The sequence below is a fragment of the Furfurilactobacillus curtus genome (genome assembly GCF_045862785.1).
GTDB lineage: Bacteria > Bacillota > Bacilli > Lactobacillales > Lactobacillaceae > Furfurilactobacillus > Furfurilactobacillus curtus.
Genome location: NZ_BQXO01000003.1, coordinates 54,365 through 67,736, shown reverse-complemented (window position 1 = coordinate 67,736; position 13,372 = coordinate 54,365). Strand labels below are relative to the sequence as shown.

General features: G+C 44.9%; 12 protein-coding genes. All 12 read left to right on the top strand.

Going from position 1 to position 13,372, the window contains the following annotated elements; genetic code table 11:
- The first annotated feature begins 66 nt into the window (after positions 1-66).
- The 12 genes from ACKTR2_RS06140 to dltB all read left to right on the top strand — a co-directional run bounded on the left by ACKTR2_RS06140 (position 67) and on the right by dltB (position 13,354).
- Complete coding sequence (locus ACKTR2_RS06140; RefSeq protein ID WP_407883592.1) at positions 67-1,017, top strand: DHH family phosphoesterase; 951 nt, start codon at positions 67-69, stop codon at positions 1,015-1,017.
- Positions 1,014-2,393, top strand: a complete 1,380-nt coding sequence (locus tag ACKTR2_RS06135; RefSeq protein ID WP_407883590.1) for a DEAD/DEAH box helicase — start codon at positions 1,014-1,016, stop codon at positions 2,391-2,393. The genes ACKTR2_RS06140 and ACKTR2_RS06135 overlap by 4 nt, the downstream gene beginning before the upstream one ends.
- Positions 2,394-2,849: 456 nt before the next feature.
- Positions 2,850-5,504: an alanine--tRNA ligase gene (gene alaS, locus ACKTR2_RS06130; RefSeq protein WP_407883588.1), complete on the top strand. Its 2,655-nt coding sequence runs from the start codon at positions 2,850-2,852 to the stop codon at positions 5,502-5,504.
- 238 nt (positions 5,505-5,742) lie between these two features.
- Positions 5,743-6,009, top strand: coding sequence for an IreB family regulatory phosphoprotein (locus ACKTR2_RS06125; RefSeq protein WP_407883586.1), 267 nt, complete (start codon positions 5,743-5,745; stop codon positions 6,007-6,009).
- Positions 6,006-6,443 (top strand): Holliday junction resolvase RuvX, encoded by a 438-nt coding sequence (gene ruvX, locus ACKTR2_RS06120; RefSeq protein WP_407883584.1) that lies wholly within the window; start codon positions 6,006-6,008, stop codon positions 6,441-6,443. The genes ACKTR2_RS06125 and ruvX overlap by 4 nt, the downstream gene beginning before the upstream one ends.
- 31 nt (positions 6,444-6,474) lie before the next feature.
- Positions 6,475-6,774, top strand: coding sequence for a DUF1292 domain-containing protein (locus ACKTR2_RS06115; protein ID WP_407883582.1), 300 nt, complete (start codon positions 6,475-6,477; stop codon positions 6,772-6,774).
- 95 nt (positions 6,775-6,869) lie between these two features.
- On the top strand, positions 6,870-7,397 hold the full coding sequence (locus ACKTR2_RS06110; protein ID WP_407883580.1) for a CvpA family protein: 528 nt from the start codon (positions 6,870-6,872) through the stop codon (positions 7,395-7,397).
- A gap of 22 nt (positions 7,398-7,419) precedes the next feature.
- Entirely contained in the window at positions 7,420-9,789 is a 2,370-nt protein-coding gene (locus ACKTR2_RS06105; RefSeq protein WP_407883578.1) for an endonuclease MutS2, read from the top strand.
- Positions 9,790-9,945: 156 nt separating this feature from the next.
- A complete protein-coding gene (gene trxA, locus ACKTR2_RS06100; RefSeq protein WP_407883576.1) occupies positions 9,946-10,263 on the top strand; it encodes a thioredoxin in 318 nt (105 codons plus the stop codon).
- A gap of 191 nt (positions 10,264-10,454) precedes the next feature.
- A complete protein-coding gene (locus ACKTR2_RS06095; protein ID WP_407883574.1) occupies positions 10,455-10,601 on the top strand; it encodes a teichoic acid D-Ala incorporation-associated protein DltX in 147 nt (48 codons plus the stop codon).
- A 24-nt stretch (positions 10,602-10,625) separates the two neighbouring features.
- Entirely contained in the window at positions 10,626-12,155 is a 1,530-nt protein-coding gene (gene dltA / locus ACKTR2_RS06090; RefSeq protein ID WP_407883572.1) for a D-alanine--poly(phosphoribitol) ligase subunit DltA, read from the top strand.
- Positions 12,152-13,354, top strand: coding sequence for a D-alanyl-lipoteichoic acid biosynthesis protein DltB (gene dltB / locus ACKTR2_RS06085; RefSeq protein WP_407883570.1), 1,203 nt, complete (start codon positions 12,152-12,154; stop codon positions 13,352-13,354). The genes dltA and dltB overlap by 4 nt, the downstream gene beginning before the upstream one ends.
- The last annotated feature ends 18 nt before the right edge of the window (positions 13,355-13,372 follow it).

Below are 13,372 nucleotides of genomic sequence, written 5' to 3'. Positions count from 1 at the left end.
ACTTTGTAATCGACGCGGCACTTCGTTATACTTGCAGATACCAGATTGACAAGAGGGGATTCATGCATGGATGTTCAAAAAGTAATTTTTGAGGAAATTAAACGTAAACAAATTATCATGATTCATCGTCATCAACGACCAGACCCAGATGCGGTTGGTTCACAAGTGGGGTTAGCGACAATTTTACAGGCGGCATTTCCAACCAAGCAGATTTACATCGTTGGCAAACAAGTCCCAGGATTGGCTTGGTTGGGTGAAATGGAGTCCGTTAGTGATGAATTGTTTGACGAAGCACTTATCTTGGTGTTAGATACTGCCAACGAGCCGCGAGTTGACGATCAGCGATGGCGGCGTGGGCAAGAAGTGATCAAAATCGATCACCATCCTGATGATGAACCTTTTGGTGATCTTAGCTGGGTGAATGAGACTGCTTCCTCAACATCAGAAATGGTGACGGACTTTGCTAATCGCTTTGAACTTTCGATTGACAAAGTGGCTGCTGCGGCTTTATATGCTGGGATTGTCGGGGACACAGGGCGTTTCTTGTATTCAGATACAACCCCCCATACGATGACGGTTACCGCGCAGTTGATGGCCACTGGGATTGACGCGGTAACTATCAATCAACACGAGGACGAAATGACTTTACCAGTTGCGCGATTGACCGCTTATTTATATGAACAGGTCCACGTGTCAGAAGTTGGAGCGGCCCATGTGATTTTAAGTGACGCAACGATTAAATCGTTTGAACTAGGTGACGCTGGGACCGCTAGTTTGGTCCCGATGCTAGGTAAGATTGCGACTGTCAAGACTTGGGCAATTTTTGAGGAGCAAGATGATCACAGTTATCGTGTTCGTTTGCGTTCCAAGGGACCTCAGATTAATGGATTGGCTCGGCAACATCACGGCGGTGGGCATCCGCTGGCCAGTGGTGCCAAGGCTCAAGATCTCAACGAGGCTAATCAAATGATCGCCCAGCTAGAGCAATTAACCGCCGATTTTAAGGAGACGATATGACAGAAACCTTTACAGATTTACAACTGCGGCCGGAGTTATTAGCGGCCTTAAAAGACATCGATTTTGTTCAGCCAACACCGGTTCAGGCTAAGCTAATTCCGGTGATTTTGGCAGGCCGGTCAGTGATCGGTCAATCCCAGACTGGAAGTGGGAAGACGCATGCTTTCCTGTTACCAATCTTCAACCGCTTAGATTTAGAAGCTAACGAAGTTCAAACCATTATTGCAACGCCATCACGAGAACTCGCGAATCAGATTTATGCCGACGCGAAACAGTTGGCTGAGCATTTCAACCAACCGATTCGGATTGCTAAATATGTCGGTGGTACGGATCGAGCTCGCCAAGAACGGCAATTAGAGAAGCATCAACCGCAAATTGTGATTGGGACGCCGGGACGTCTGCGTGATTTCATGGATGAGCATGATCTCGACTTGCATACGGCGCACCAATTTGTGGTCGATGAGGCTGACATGACTTTAGATATGGGCTTTTTAAATGATGTTGACCACATTGCGGGGGCCTTACCAAAAGATTTACAAATGTTGGTCTTTTCTGCGACAATCCCACAGAAATTGCAGCCGTTTTTGCGCAAGTATCTGACCAATCCGGTCATTGAAGAAATTCCGGTGACTTCAATTATTAGTCCGACAATTGATAACTGGTTAATTTCGACAAAGAGTCAGCAAAAAAATGAGCTCATCTATAACTTATTGACGATGGGTGAACCATACTTGGTTCTGATTTTTTGTAATACTAAGCAGCGGACAGCTGAATTGACTGCCTATCTGAAGGGTCAGGGGCTGAAAGTTGCAATGATTTCTGGGGATGTGCCAGCTCGTGAACGTAAACGGGTCATGAAACAGGTTCAGAATTTAGAGTATCAGTACGTCGTCGCGACAGATTTGGCCGCCCGAGGAATCGATATCAAGGGTGTTTCACACGTCATCAATGATGGCATTCCGGCGGACTTGGATTTCTTCATTCATCGTGTCGGCCGGACAGGCCGTAATGGGATGCCTGGGATTGCAATCACGCTGTATCAACCTGGCGAAGAAGACCGAATCGCTGAAATTGAGCAACTTGGGGTGACGTTTAAGCCGAAGACGATTCGAAATGGTGAGATTGTCGATTCTTACGATCGTAATCGACGCCAGCAGCGAACAGCCACGCATGCTAAATTAGATCCAACCCTTGTTGGCTTGGTCAAGAAAAAGAAGAAGAAGGTTAAACCTGGTTATAAGCACCAGATCAAAAACGCAATTAAGCGAAAAGCGCAACAAGATAAGCGGGTTGAGCAAAGAGAATCAGCTCGTTCGCAACGGCGTCAACACCGGCACCAAGGCGAGGCAAATCGCCAGCAACGTGGTGAGTCGTAGCTGGGCGCTGATCACCAGCTGTCCTTGTTTGCTGTCGCTTGAATTCAAAACGGCTTTGTCAAGGATCCTCGCAGAATAAACAGGTTAATTGGTTGATAGTGAATAACCTTGTAAAAGCTTGATCTGCACTAATTGAAGATTTTAAGCATGCAATCCGGACCTAGATCAGGCTTGCTTGTCAGACCCGGACAATGCTATACTGTTGGACGTCGAGGATATGCAATGATGTGACACTTTCAGCGACGCCCTGGTTGGTGAGAAGGACGAATGAAGCATCAGCGCGCTCCCTCACAGTAAAATTACACAAAATCTTGTTTAACCAACACGCGACTCGGCGTTATGAGTGAGAGGTTAACGATCAACATCGTTGCAAGCAAAGTGGAACCGCGGCTATTGAGCCGTCTTTGCAGGCAGCGGTGTTGTTTTTGTTGGGGCAAGCTTCATGAAAGGAATGCTATGAAAGAATTATCAAGTAGTCAGATTCGCCAAATGTATCTGGACTTTTTTGAACAGCATGGTCACAAAATCATGCCTAGTGCCTCATTAGTTCCCGTCGATGACCCGACCTTACTGTGGATCAACTCTGGGGTGGCCACGATGAAGAAATATTTTGATGGCTCCGTTGTGCCAGATAATCCGCGGATGACTAGTTCACAAAAGAGTATTCGAACTAATGATATTGAAAATGTCGGACGGACAGCTCGGCACCATACCTTATTTGAAATGTTAGGTAACTTCTCAGTGGGGGACTACTTTAAACCGGAAGCCATTCACTGGGCGTGGGAATTATTAACCGGTGATCAGTGGTTTGGCTTTGATCCTGATAAGTTGTATATCACAGTTTATCCTAAGGACAACGATGCCAAGGAACAGTGGTTAGATGCAGGTGTGGCTCCTGATCACATCTTGGCTGCCGAAGATAACTTTTGGGATATCGGTCAGGGCCCTTCTGGTCCTGATTCAGAAATTTTTTACGATCGCGGTCAGGCAATGAACAATGTTGCCGAAGATGATCCTGAAAATTATCCTGGTGGTGAAAACGAACGTTACTTAGAAATATGGAACATCGTGTTTTCACAATTTAATCACACACCTGAAGGCACTTATGAACCACTACCACATAAAAACATTGATACTGGCATGGGATTGGAACGCTTAGTTTCCGTCTTTCAACACGCCAAAACTAATTTTGAAACGGATCTATTTTTACCAATTATTCGCGCCACGGAACAGTTGTCTGATGGGAAACATTATGGCGATAATGCAGCCGATGATGTGTCCTTTAAAATCATTGCCGATCATGCACGGGCGGTGACGTTCGCGATTGGCGACGGTGCGTTACCTTCCAACGAAGGTCGCGGATACGTCATTCGGCGCTTGATTCGACGGGCAATTTTAAATGGTAAAAAGCTCGGGATTAACGAAGCCTTTTTGTATCAATTGGTTCCGGTGGTCGGAAAAATTATGCAAAGCCATTATCCAGAGGTTTTGGAACAAGCTGATTACATTGCCGGTGTTATTCATTCAGAAGAAGATCGCTTTAACGTGACGTTAGACACTGGTCTGTCCTTATTGAATGATACAATCGCAGCAACGAAGGCGGCAGGAAACACGCAATTAGCGGGTACAGACGCGTTCAAGTTGTTTGATACGTATGGTTTTCCAATTGAGTTGACGACTGAGTATGCGAGTGACGAAGGCTTGGGTGTTGATCAAGCCGGCTTCAAGGCCGCTATGGAAGAACAGCGTCAGCGAGCTCGTAATGCACGGTCTTCAGCGAAATCGATGGGTGTTCAGCGTGCGTTATTGACCGATATCAAGACACCAAGCCAATACGTGGGTTACACGCAATTGACAGTCGATCACGCTAAATTAATGGATATCATCGTTAATGAGGCACTTGTCGATGAGGCCAAAGAGAAGAATGAAACGGCCGAATTGATTTTCGATCAAACACCATTCTATGCGGAAATGGGTGGTCAGGTTGCTGATACTGGCACGGTCCTTGATGAAGATGGTAATGAAGTTGCTGAAGTGACCGATGTGCAGCATGCACCGAATGGTCAAAATCTGCATACGGTTAAATTGACTGGTACACTGAAGAAAAATGCCACTTATAAGTTGATTGTGAATCAGATGCGTCATCGCAAGATTGAGAAGAATCATTCGGCGACGCATTTACTGGACCAATCTTTGCGCAATGTATTAGGTGATCACACGAGTCAAGCCGGATCGTTAGTGGAACCCAACTATCTGCGTTTTGACTTCACGCATTTTGGTCAAGTCACTCAGGCAGATCTGCGCAAAGTTGAACAGATGGTTAATGACCAAATCTTTGCCGAATTGACTGTGAAGACAGTGGAGACGGATTTAGCAACCGCGAAAAAAATGGGTGCGATCGCGATGTTTTCGGAAAAATACGGGAAAACAGTCCGCGTTGTGTCAATGGGTGATTTCAACGTTGAATTTTGTGGTGGCGATCATGTCGCTAACACTAATGAAATCGGGTTGTTCAAGATTGTTTCTGAAACTGGGGTTGGTGCCGGTGTTCGCCGTATTGAAGCAGTAACGGCAGCAGAAGCCTTCGATTTCTTGAATAATGAAGAAGTACTTTTGCAACAGACGGCTGATTTAGTGAAGTCACAACAAGTCAAAGAGGTGCCGCATAAAGTGGCTGCGTTGCAGACTGACATTAAGCAGTTGGAGAATGAACAAACAGCGTTACAAGCGAAAATGGCGTCCCAACAAGCAGCCAATGCCTTTACTAATATTGAGGAAATTAATGGCGCTAAAGTCATTGCCCAAGCTGTTCAGGTCGCTGGTATGGGTCAATTACGTCAATTGGCAGATGATTGGAAGCAATCCTTGCCTTCTGATGTGTTAGTCTTAGCGACGGCTGCGGACGGTAAAGCTAACTTGTTAGTAGCCGTCGCACCGAATTTAGTGAAGACTGGGATCAAAGCTGGCGATTTAATTAAAGCGATTGCACCGGCCATCAACGGTGGTGGTGGTGGTCGTCCGGATATGGCTCAAGCCGGCGGTAAAAATCCGGAAGGGATCGACACGGCTTTAACTCAAGCTAAGCATTGGTTGGTCGACGCGATTAAGTAATTAGGTTTGAATGTTTACAGCGTTTCAATGACGTCATTATCTTCAATTTATTGAAGGTGATGGCGTTGTTTAATTCGTGAGCCTTGAATCTTTCAAAATCGTTACAACGCTCAAGATAATTGTTATTTGACGTCTGATTCAGTAGAATAGGTATCAGTCGGAGTGTGTTATCGACCAAAGTCAATCAGGATTTATTAGCGAAAACAAGCCGGAAAAACCAATCATGGAGGGAATGTAGATGGGGACCACAGACAAGACCATGTTTTTTGATTTCGACAATCAACAACAAAAAGATGTGCGTGAGACCCTCACAACGGTTTATCAAGCACTAGAAGAAAAGGGCTATAATCCAATTAATCAAATTGTTGGATATTTATTGTCCGGGGATCCAGCCTACATTCCACGCCTAAACGATGCGCGAAATTTAATTCGCAAACATGAGCGTGATGAGATCATTGAAGAACTGGTTCGAGCATACTTGAATGCGGGGCCAGCGGCTAAATGAAATTAATGGGACTTGATGTAGGCTCAAAGACGGTTGGTGTGGCGATTAGTGATGCCTTCGGGTGGACAGCTCAAGGCGTTGAAATCGTCAGGATTGATGAGGCCGCCGGAGAGTTTGGCTTGGATCGAATTGGCGAGTTAGTCACGAGTTTACAGGCCGGTGGATTCGTCCTCGGATTACCTAAGAATATGAACAACTCGTTAGGCCCTCGTGCCGAGGCCGCTCAACACTATGGTGAATTATTGACCGAACGTTTTAAGTTACCTGTTGATTTCATTGATGAGCGCTTAACCACGGTTGAGGCAGAACGAATGTTGATCGAACAGGCCGACACATCACGACGTAAACGTAAGCAAGTGATTGATAAAATTGCGGCGGCTCTGATTTTACAAAATTATCTGGATGCCCATGGTAAATTGACCCAGTTAGCATAATAACTTGAGTAACTAAGAAAGTAGGCAAAACATGGCAGACACAAATAACCAAGATGAACAACAAATTACGTTGGTGGATAACCAGGGCAACGAAACGTTATACAATGTCTTGTTTACCTTTACTTCGGAAGATTACGGTAAGTCATATATCTTGCTCTATCCAGCTGATGCAGCTGAAGATGAAGAAGTTGATATCCAGGCGTACGCCTTCGATCCAGAGGAAGAAGGTTCAACGGAAGGTGAACTTTCACCGATTGAAGATGACGCTGAATGGGATATGGTTGAAGAAATGTTAAATACATTTTTGGATGAAGATTCTAACCTATCCTAGTGGTTAACAATGACGTCAACGGCGCTGTATTCCATTTTGGAGTACAGCGCCGTTTGGGTGAAGCATACTATTTATTGTAAGTAGGGAATGAAACTATGATTTTATCGCTGATTGTTATTTTTCTATTATTAAGCGCATTGGGACGCGGATATCGACGCGGTTTTGTGGCCGAACTAGTTTCAACCATTGGCTATCTGGTCGTTTTGATAGTCGCTAAGATCCTAACGCCAAGCGTGTCGGCCATGATTCAGACTTGGTTGCCAACAAACCATCAGCACAGCGTCAACGATCAACTTCTGAGTACCCAAGTCAATCATTTTTGGGCCAGCGGTATTGCCTTTTGGGGCCTGCTGATTGTTGGGTTTGTGTTGTTACACTTTGTGATGCGGTCATTGAATCTGTTTACTCATTTGCCGGTCATCCACGGGATCAATGCGTTCGCTGGGGCCATTATTGCCGGTTGTTTAATGTACGGGTTGATTTTTTTTGGCCTTGCGGTTGCGTCTGTATGGCCGTCAGCTTGGCTACATCAACAGATCGCTACAGCGCCCATTTGCCAGTGGATTTTACACCAGACCCCACTGTTGTCGGAACAGATTTACCAGTGGTGGTTAACTCGATAAATTAAAGGAATGAAGAAAATTGATGAATAAACGTGGGTTAAAAACCCTCGAATTTGATAAAGTGAAGGCAAAATTGACAGGAATGTTGACGTCACCTGGTGGTCGGCAGGAGCTAGCAGCACTACAGCCAGCTACTGATCCCCAAATCATTCAAACCTGGTTAGATGAGACAAAAGACGGCGCAGATTTACTGCGATTAAAGGGAGGCATTCCTTTACCTGAATTAGCTGATTTGACGCCACATATGAAACGGTTAGCCATTGATGCTGCGTTAAATGGGTCCGAATTAGCGGCTGTGGGCAAGGTTTTACAAACCGCCGCCGCAACACGAGACTTTTTTAATCAATTGGCTGAGGATAAGTTAACTTTGCGACGATTAGATTATGTGGCTCACCGGATCGTGACATTACCTGACTTAACTAAGCGACTGAATACGGCAATCGAACCGGATGGCCGTGTGAGTGACGCAGCTAGTGAGGACTTGGCCGCGATTCGGTCACGAATTAAAAGTACCGAAGATTTGATCCGTTCCCGGATGCAAAACTATGTTCGCGGTAAGCAAGCTAAATATTTGAGTGAACCGATTATTACGATGCGTAATGATCGCTATGTTGTCCCGGTTAAAACAGAGTATCGTAGTCGTTTTGGCGGCGTTGTTCACGATGAGAGTCAATCGGGACAAACCCTCTATGTTGAACCTGAAGATGTCGTTGATTTAAATAATCGATTACGCCAAAGTCAGGTTCAAGAACGTAATGAAGAAGCGCGTATTTTACAAGAGTTGTCCGCTATTTTGGCGCCACATCGTGAAGAGATCATGGCAAACGCGCAAGTACTGGGACATCTCGATTTTGTTAATGCCAAGGCCACTTATGCTAAACAACTCAATGCCAGTGAACCGTTATTGAGTCAAGAAGGGCAAGTTAATCTCCGTCAAGCATGGCATCCTTTGTTAGATCCCCAAACGGCAGTTGCCAATGATATCAGCCTAGGTGCAGATTATGATGCGATCATTATCACAGGGCCTAACACAGGTGGGAAAACGATCACCTTAAAAACACTGGGTTTAACACAACTGATGGCTCAATCTGGTCTGTTCATTCCCGCCTTTGAGGATAGTACAGTGGCCGTGTTTGATAACGTCTTTGCGGATATTGGGGATGAACAATCGATTGAACAGTCGTTAAGCACCTTTAGTTCTCACATGGATAATCTGATCACAATTTTAGATCAGGCAACAGCGACTAGCCTAGTTTTGGTTGATGAAATTGGTGCTGGGACGGATCCCAAAGAAGGTGCCGCCTTGGCGATCGCCATCTTGGACGCTTTCGGTGCGATTGGAACTGACATCGTGGCCACGACTCATTATCCAGAGCTAAAGGCTTATGGTTATGACCGCCCGAGAACGACGAATGCTAGTATGGAGTTTGATGCGGAGACGTTGCAACCTACTTATCGACTTTTATTGGGGATTCCAGGGCGTTCGAATGCTTTAGAGATTTCGCAACGGTTGGGCCTACGATCAGATATCATTGCAGCAGCTCGTTCATTGACCAGTCAAAATAGTCAAGACCTTAATGCAATGATTGGCGATTTGGTGGAACAACGGCGGCGGGTGACCGAAACTGCGGAAGAACTCGATCAACAATTGTCGTCTGCCACGACCTTGCATGAAGAACTTGTTCAGCAGTTTGACCGGTTTACAGAACAAAAGACGCACCAACTGGATGTGGCGAAGCAAGAGGCAAATCACATTGTAGCGGATGCCAAAAAGCAGTCCGATAAGATCATCCATCATTTGCGACAGTTGGAAGTTAAGCAAGGAGCAGGCGTCCAAGAAAACGAATTGATTGATGCCCAGGGACGTCTTAATGCATTGAGGCAAGATCCTACCTTGGCTAATAATAAAGTGTTAGCTCGAGAACGGAAAAAGCATGATTTCCATCCCGGCGATAATGTGGTTGTTAAATCCTATGGACAACATGGCGTGTTAAATCGACAGACCAACACTCATGAATGGGAAGTTCAGTTAGGGGCGCTGAAGATGAAGGTTGATGAACGCGACTTAGAAAAGTCTAGCGCCCCAACTGTTAACGAGCGGCAACAACGTACCGCCCGTACTGTAGTTCACAGCAACATTGGTGCGCGGGCACAAGCTCAGTTAGATTTGCGTGGAAAACGTTATGACGCTGCGATGGCTGAAGTGGATCGCTTCATCGATTCGGCGTTATTAGCCAACCTTGGTGAGGTGACGATTGTTCACGGCAAAGGGACGGGAGCTTTACGCCAGGGCGTCACCCAATATCTCCAGAGTAATCCGCGAGTGGCAAGCTTTGGCTTTGCGCCAGCTAACGCGGGTGGAGATGGAGCCACAGTGGTTAAGCTGCGTTAATCGTTTTTGTAAGCGTGCTTGCGAAACTCAGATCTTATGTACCGCAGATCCAAATTGATCTTACGCACACGCGGCGGGCAAATTCGTTGCAACATTTATAAAAAAGCGTACACTTTGATTACGAACAAAAAGTTAGTGAATATGGAGGCCGTCGATATGACAGTTAAAGAAACAACAGATCAGACTTTTGAAGCCGACACCAACACTGGGGTTAGCGTTACTGATTTCTGGGCGACTTGGTGTGGCCCATGTAAGATGCAATCACCAGTTGTTGAACAATTAGCTGATGAAATGGGTGAGAAGGTCTCGTTTAGTAAGATGGATGTGGATGAGAATCAAGACACTCCGGCTAAATTTGGTATCATGGGCATTCCGACCTTGATTGTGAAAAAAGACGGCGCTGTGGTAGATACCTTAGTGGGTTATCACAGTAAAGAACAAATTGAAAAAACTTTGGCGCAGTATACGGCCTAGCCAGCTGTTACCCCGCGGCCGGGTACTCCTAATCCTTCTCAGTAAGGGTTAGGGGTTTTTTTGTGGACTTTCTGGTATGCTATTAGAGAGCCTTTGATTGATATCAATCAACTCTTAAGGTTTTTTTTACCAATCCTTTCGGAAAAAGCTTCTATACTGACTGTATTGGCATAAGTGGAGGCGTATATTGCATGGCAAAGATTAAACTGTGGTTAGCACAACCATGGGTGACGTTTATCTTACGAACCGCATTTTACTTTGTAGTCTTTTTTCTGCTGTTATATCTGTACAGTTATTCGGGAGTTAATCAAAGTAAATTTATCTACAACGAATTTTAGTGTTTGATAAACGGAGGATTTCTTATGATCGATAATATGATTACCACCATCGACAACTGGGCCGCCACCAGTCCAGATGCAGTGGTTTATAACGAGTTGGGGACGACTCATACTTATTTGGAATTAAAACAGGCTTCAGACACGATTGCCCAAACATTGGATGACATGCAACTGCCTGATGGCGCGCCCATCATTGTTTTTGGTGGACAACAGTTTGCCATGATCGCCAGTTTCTTAGGCGCGGTTAAGGCAGGACACGCTTATATTCCAGTTGATACGCATTCACCTAATGATCGACTGACCATGATTAATGAGATTGCTAAGCCAGCAGCGGTTATCGCCGTTGATGCTTTACCCGTTGAATTAGATAATGTGCCGATTTTAACTGGAGCACGTTTAGATCAACTGTTGGCGACGACCGATGTTGCCTATGAATTAACGCATGCGGTGAGTGGTGACGACAACTATTACATTATTTTTACGTCCGGCACGACAGGCATGCCAAAAGGGGTTCAAGTCAGCCATAATAATTTATTGAGTTTTGTCAATTGGATGATCGACGATGACTTCAGACTGCCGGTTAACCCAGTCACAATGGCCCAACCGCCTTTTTCGTTTGATTTATCAGTGATGGATTGGGCTCCCACGTTAGCATTAGGTGGCACACTGGCTGCATTACCAAAACGAATTACTGATGATTTTCGTCAGTTATTTGCGACATTACCTAAATTGGCGATGAATGTATTTGTTGCCACCCCATCGTTTGCTGATATTTGTTTATTAGAACCAACCTTTGATGAGGCGCATCTACCGGATTTAACGCACTTCCTGTTTTGTGGTGAAGAATTAACGACTTCAACAGCTACAAATTTGCGGCAACGGTTCCCACATGCGCATATTTTTAACACGTATGGCCCGACAGAAACGACGGTTGCGGTCACCGGTGTAGAGATTACCGATGCTTTGATTCAAAAAGGGCGGCTCCCAATTGGGACGGTTAAAGGTGATACTCAGATTCGCATTATTGACGAAGATGGGCAACAACTTCCAGATGGGCAACAAGGTGAGATTGTCATCAGCGGGCCGAGTGTCTCCAAAGGTTATTTAAATAATCCAGCTAAAACGCAACGGGCGTTCTTCAAAGAAGATGGGCGGCCAGCCTATCATTCTGGTGATCTGGGTTTTCTGGATGAAGCTGGGATGTTGCATTATCTAGGCCGTATCGATTTTCAAATTAAGTTGCACGGTTATCGAATTGAACTCGAAGAGGTTAACCATTACTTGGACGCGAACCGTTGGATTAAACAAGCGGTAGCAGTGCCAAAGTACGATGCTAATCATAAGGTTAATCAACTGTGGGCTTACGTGGTTCCAGAACCATCCGACGAATTTGCTAGCGATTTGCAACGAACAACTGCCATCAAACGGGAACTTAAGGACGTCATGATGGAATATATGATTCCAAACCGCTTTATTTATCAGGAGAGTTTGCCATTAACAGCTAACGGCAAAGTTGATATTAAGTCCATTATTGCTGAGGTGAACCCAGCATGATTAATTTAGAACCATATGGGAATCCCCAATACTTTGTTTACTTGATTATTGGATTAATCCCGCTCATGATCGGCTTGTATCATGGGCATCGCTGGCGTTGGTATCAAAGTCTCGTGTCCTTGGTCTTCATCTTTTTGATGTTTGACGGGGCTAAATGGCAGCAAGGTATCGCACTGATTGGCTTCGTGCTTTGGGAATGGTTGATGGTTGGCGGTTACATGGCCTATCGAAAACGATTTAACCAAGGTTGGGTCTTTTATTTGGCAGTTGTGTTAAGCATCATCCCGTTATCTTTTGTCAAGATTACGCCGGCCGTAGCAGCTGGTCAGTCATCGTTGTTTGGGTTTTTAGGTATTAGCTATCTAACCTTTAAAACCGTCGGCATGATTATGGAGATGCGCGATGGATTGATTAAGGATTTCCATCCACTGCTATTTATTGAATTTCTGCTTTTTATGCCAACAATTTCATCTGGGCCGATTGATCGTTATCGGCGGTGGTTAGATGATTATCAGGTTGTCCCAGATCGTCAGAAATATCTAGGCATGATCGAAAAAGCTGTGCATTACCTATTCTTAGGTTTCTTATACAAGTTCTTACTAGCCTATCTGTTTGGCAGTGTTCTGTTGCCGCGAATGGATTTAATGACCATGCGTTATGGGGGTCATGGCTTCTCTTGGCCACTGGTCGGGTATATGTATACGTACTCGATGGATCTGTTCTTTGACTTTGCCGGTTATTCGCTCTTCGCCGTTGGGATATCCTACCTGATGGGGATTGAAACGCCAATGAACTTTAACCAGCCGTTCCGGTCTAAGAACTTGAAGGATTTCTGGAATCGTTGGCATATGACGTTATCTTTTTGGTTCCGAGATTTTATCTTTATGCGACTAGTCTTCATGATGATGAAGAAAAAAATCTTTAAGAGCCGTGTCACAACCAGTAATGTGGCCTATGTTTTAAACATGTTGATCATGGGATTTTGGCATGGGGTCACTTGGTATTATATTGCTTATGGGATCTACCAAGGATCAGGTTTAGTGATCAATGACTGGTGGTTAAGATTTAAGAAGAAACATCAAGCGGCGATTCCACACAATAAACTGACGGAAGCCTTCGCAATTTTTCTAACGTTTAATACAGTTTGTGTCAGTTTCTTATTATTCTCAGGTTTTCTCAACAAACTTTGGTTTAAATAAAATTGCATAAGAGCAAAT

Coding starts and splice junctions, on each gene's coding strand:
- ACKTR2_RS06140 (WP_407883592.1), top strand. CDS start 67: ATGGATGTTCAAAAAGTAATTTTTGAGGAAATTAAACGTAAACAAATT.
- ACKTR2_RS06135 (WP_407883590.1), top strand. CDS start 1,014: ATGACAGAAACCTTTACAGATTTACAACTGCGGCCGGAGTTATTAGCG.
- alaS (WP_407883588.1), top strand. CDS start 2,850: ATGAAAGAATTATCAAGTAGTCAGATTCGCCAAATGTATCTGGACTTT.
- ACKTR2_RS06125 (WP_407883586.1), top strand. CDS start 5,743: ATGGGGACCACAGACAAGACCATGTTTTTTGATTTCGACAATCAACAA.
- ruvX (WP_407883584.1), top strand. CDS start 6,006: ATGAAATTAATGGGACTTGATGTAGGCTCAAAGACGGTTGGTGTGGCG.
- ACKTR2_RS06115 (WP_407883582.1), top strand. CDS start 6,475: ATGGCAGACACAAATAACCAAGATGAACAACAAATTACGTTGGTGGAT.
- ACKTR2_RS06110 (WP_407883580.1), top strand. CDS start 6,870: ATGATTTTATCGCTGATTGTTATTTTTCTATTATTAAGCGCATTGGGA.
- ACKTR2_RS06105 (WP_407883578.1), top strand. CDS start 7,420: ATGAATAAACGTGGGTTAAAAACCCTCGAATTTGATAAAGTGAAGGCA.
- trxA (WP_407883576.1), top strand. CDS start 9,946: ATGACAGTTAAAGAAACAACAGATCAGACTTTTGAAGCCGACACCAAC.
- ACKTR2_RS06095 (WP_407883574.1), top strand. CDS start 10,455: ATGGCAAAGATTAAACTGTGGTTAGCACAACCATGGGTGACGTTTATC.
- dltA (WP_407883572.1), top strand. CDS start 10,626: ATGATCGATAATATGATTACCACCATCGACAACTGGGCCGCCACCAGT.
- dltB (WP_407883570.1), top strand. CDS start 12,152: ATGATTAATTTAGAACCATATGGGAATCCCCAATACTTTGTTTACTTG.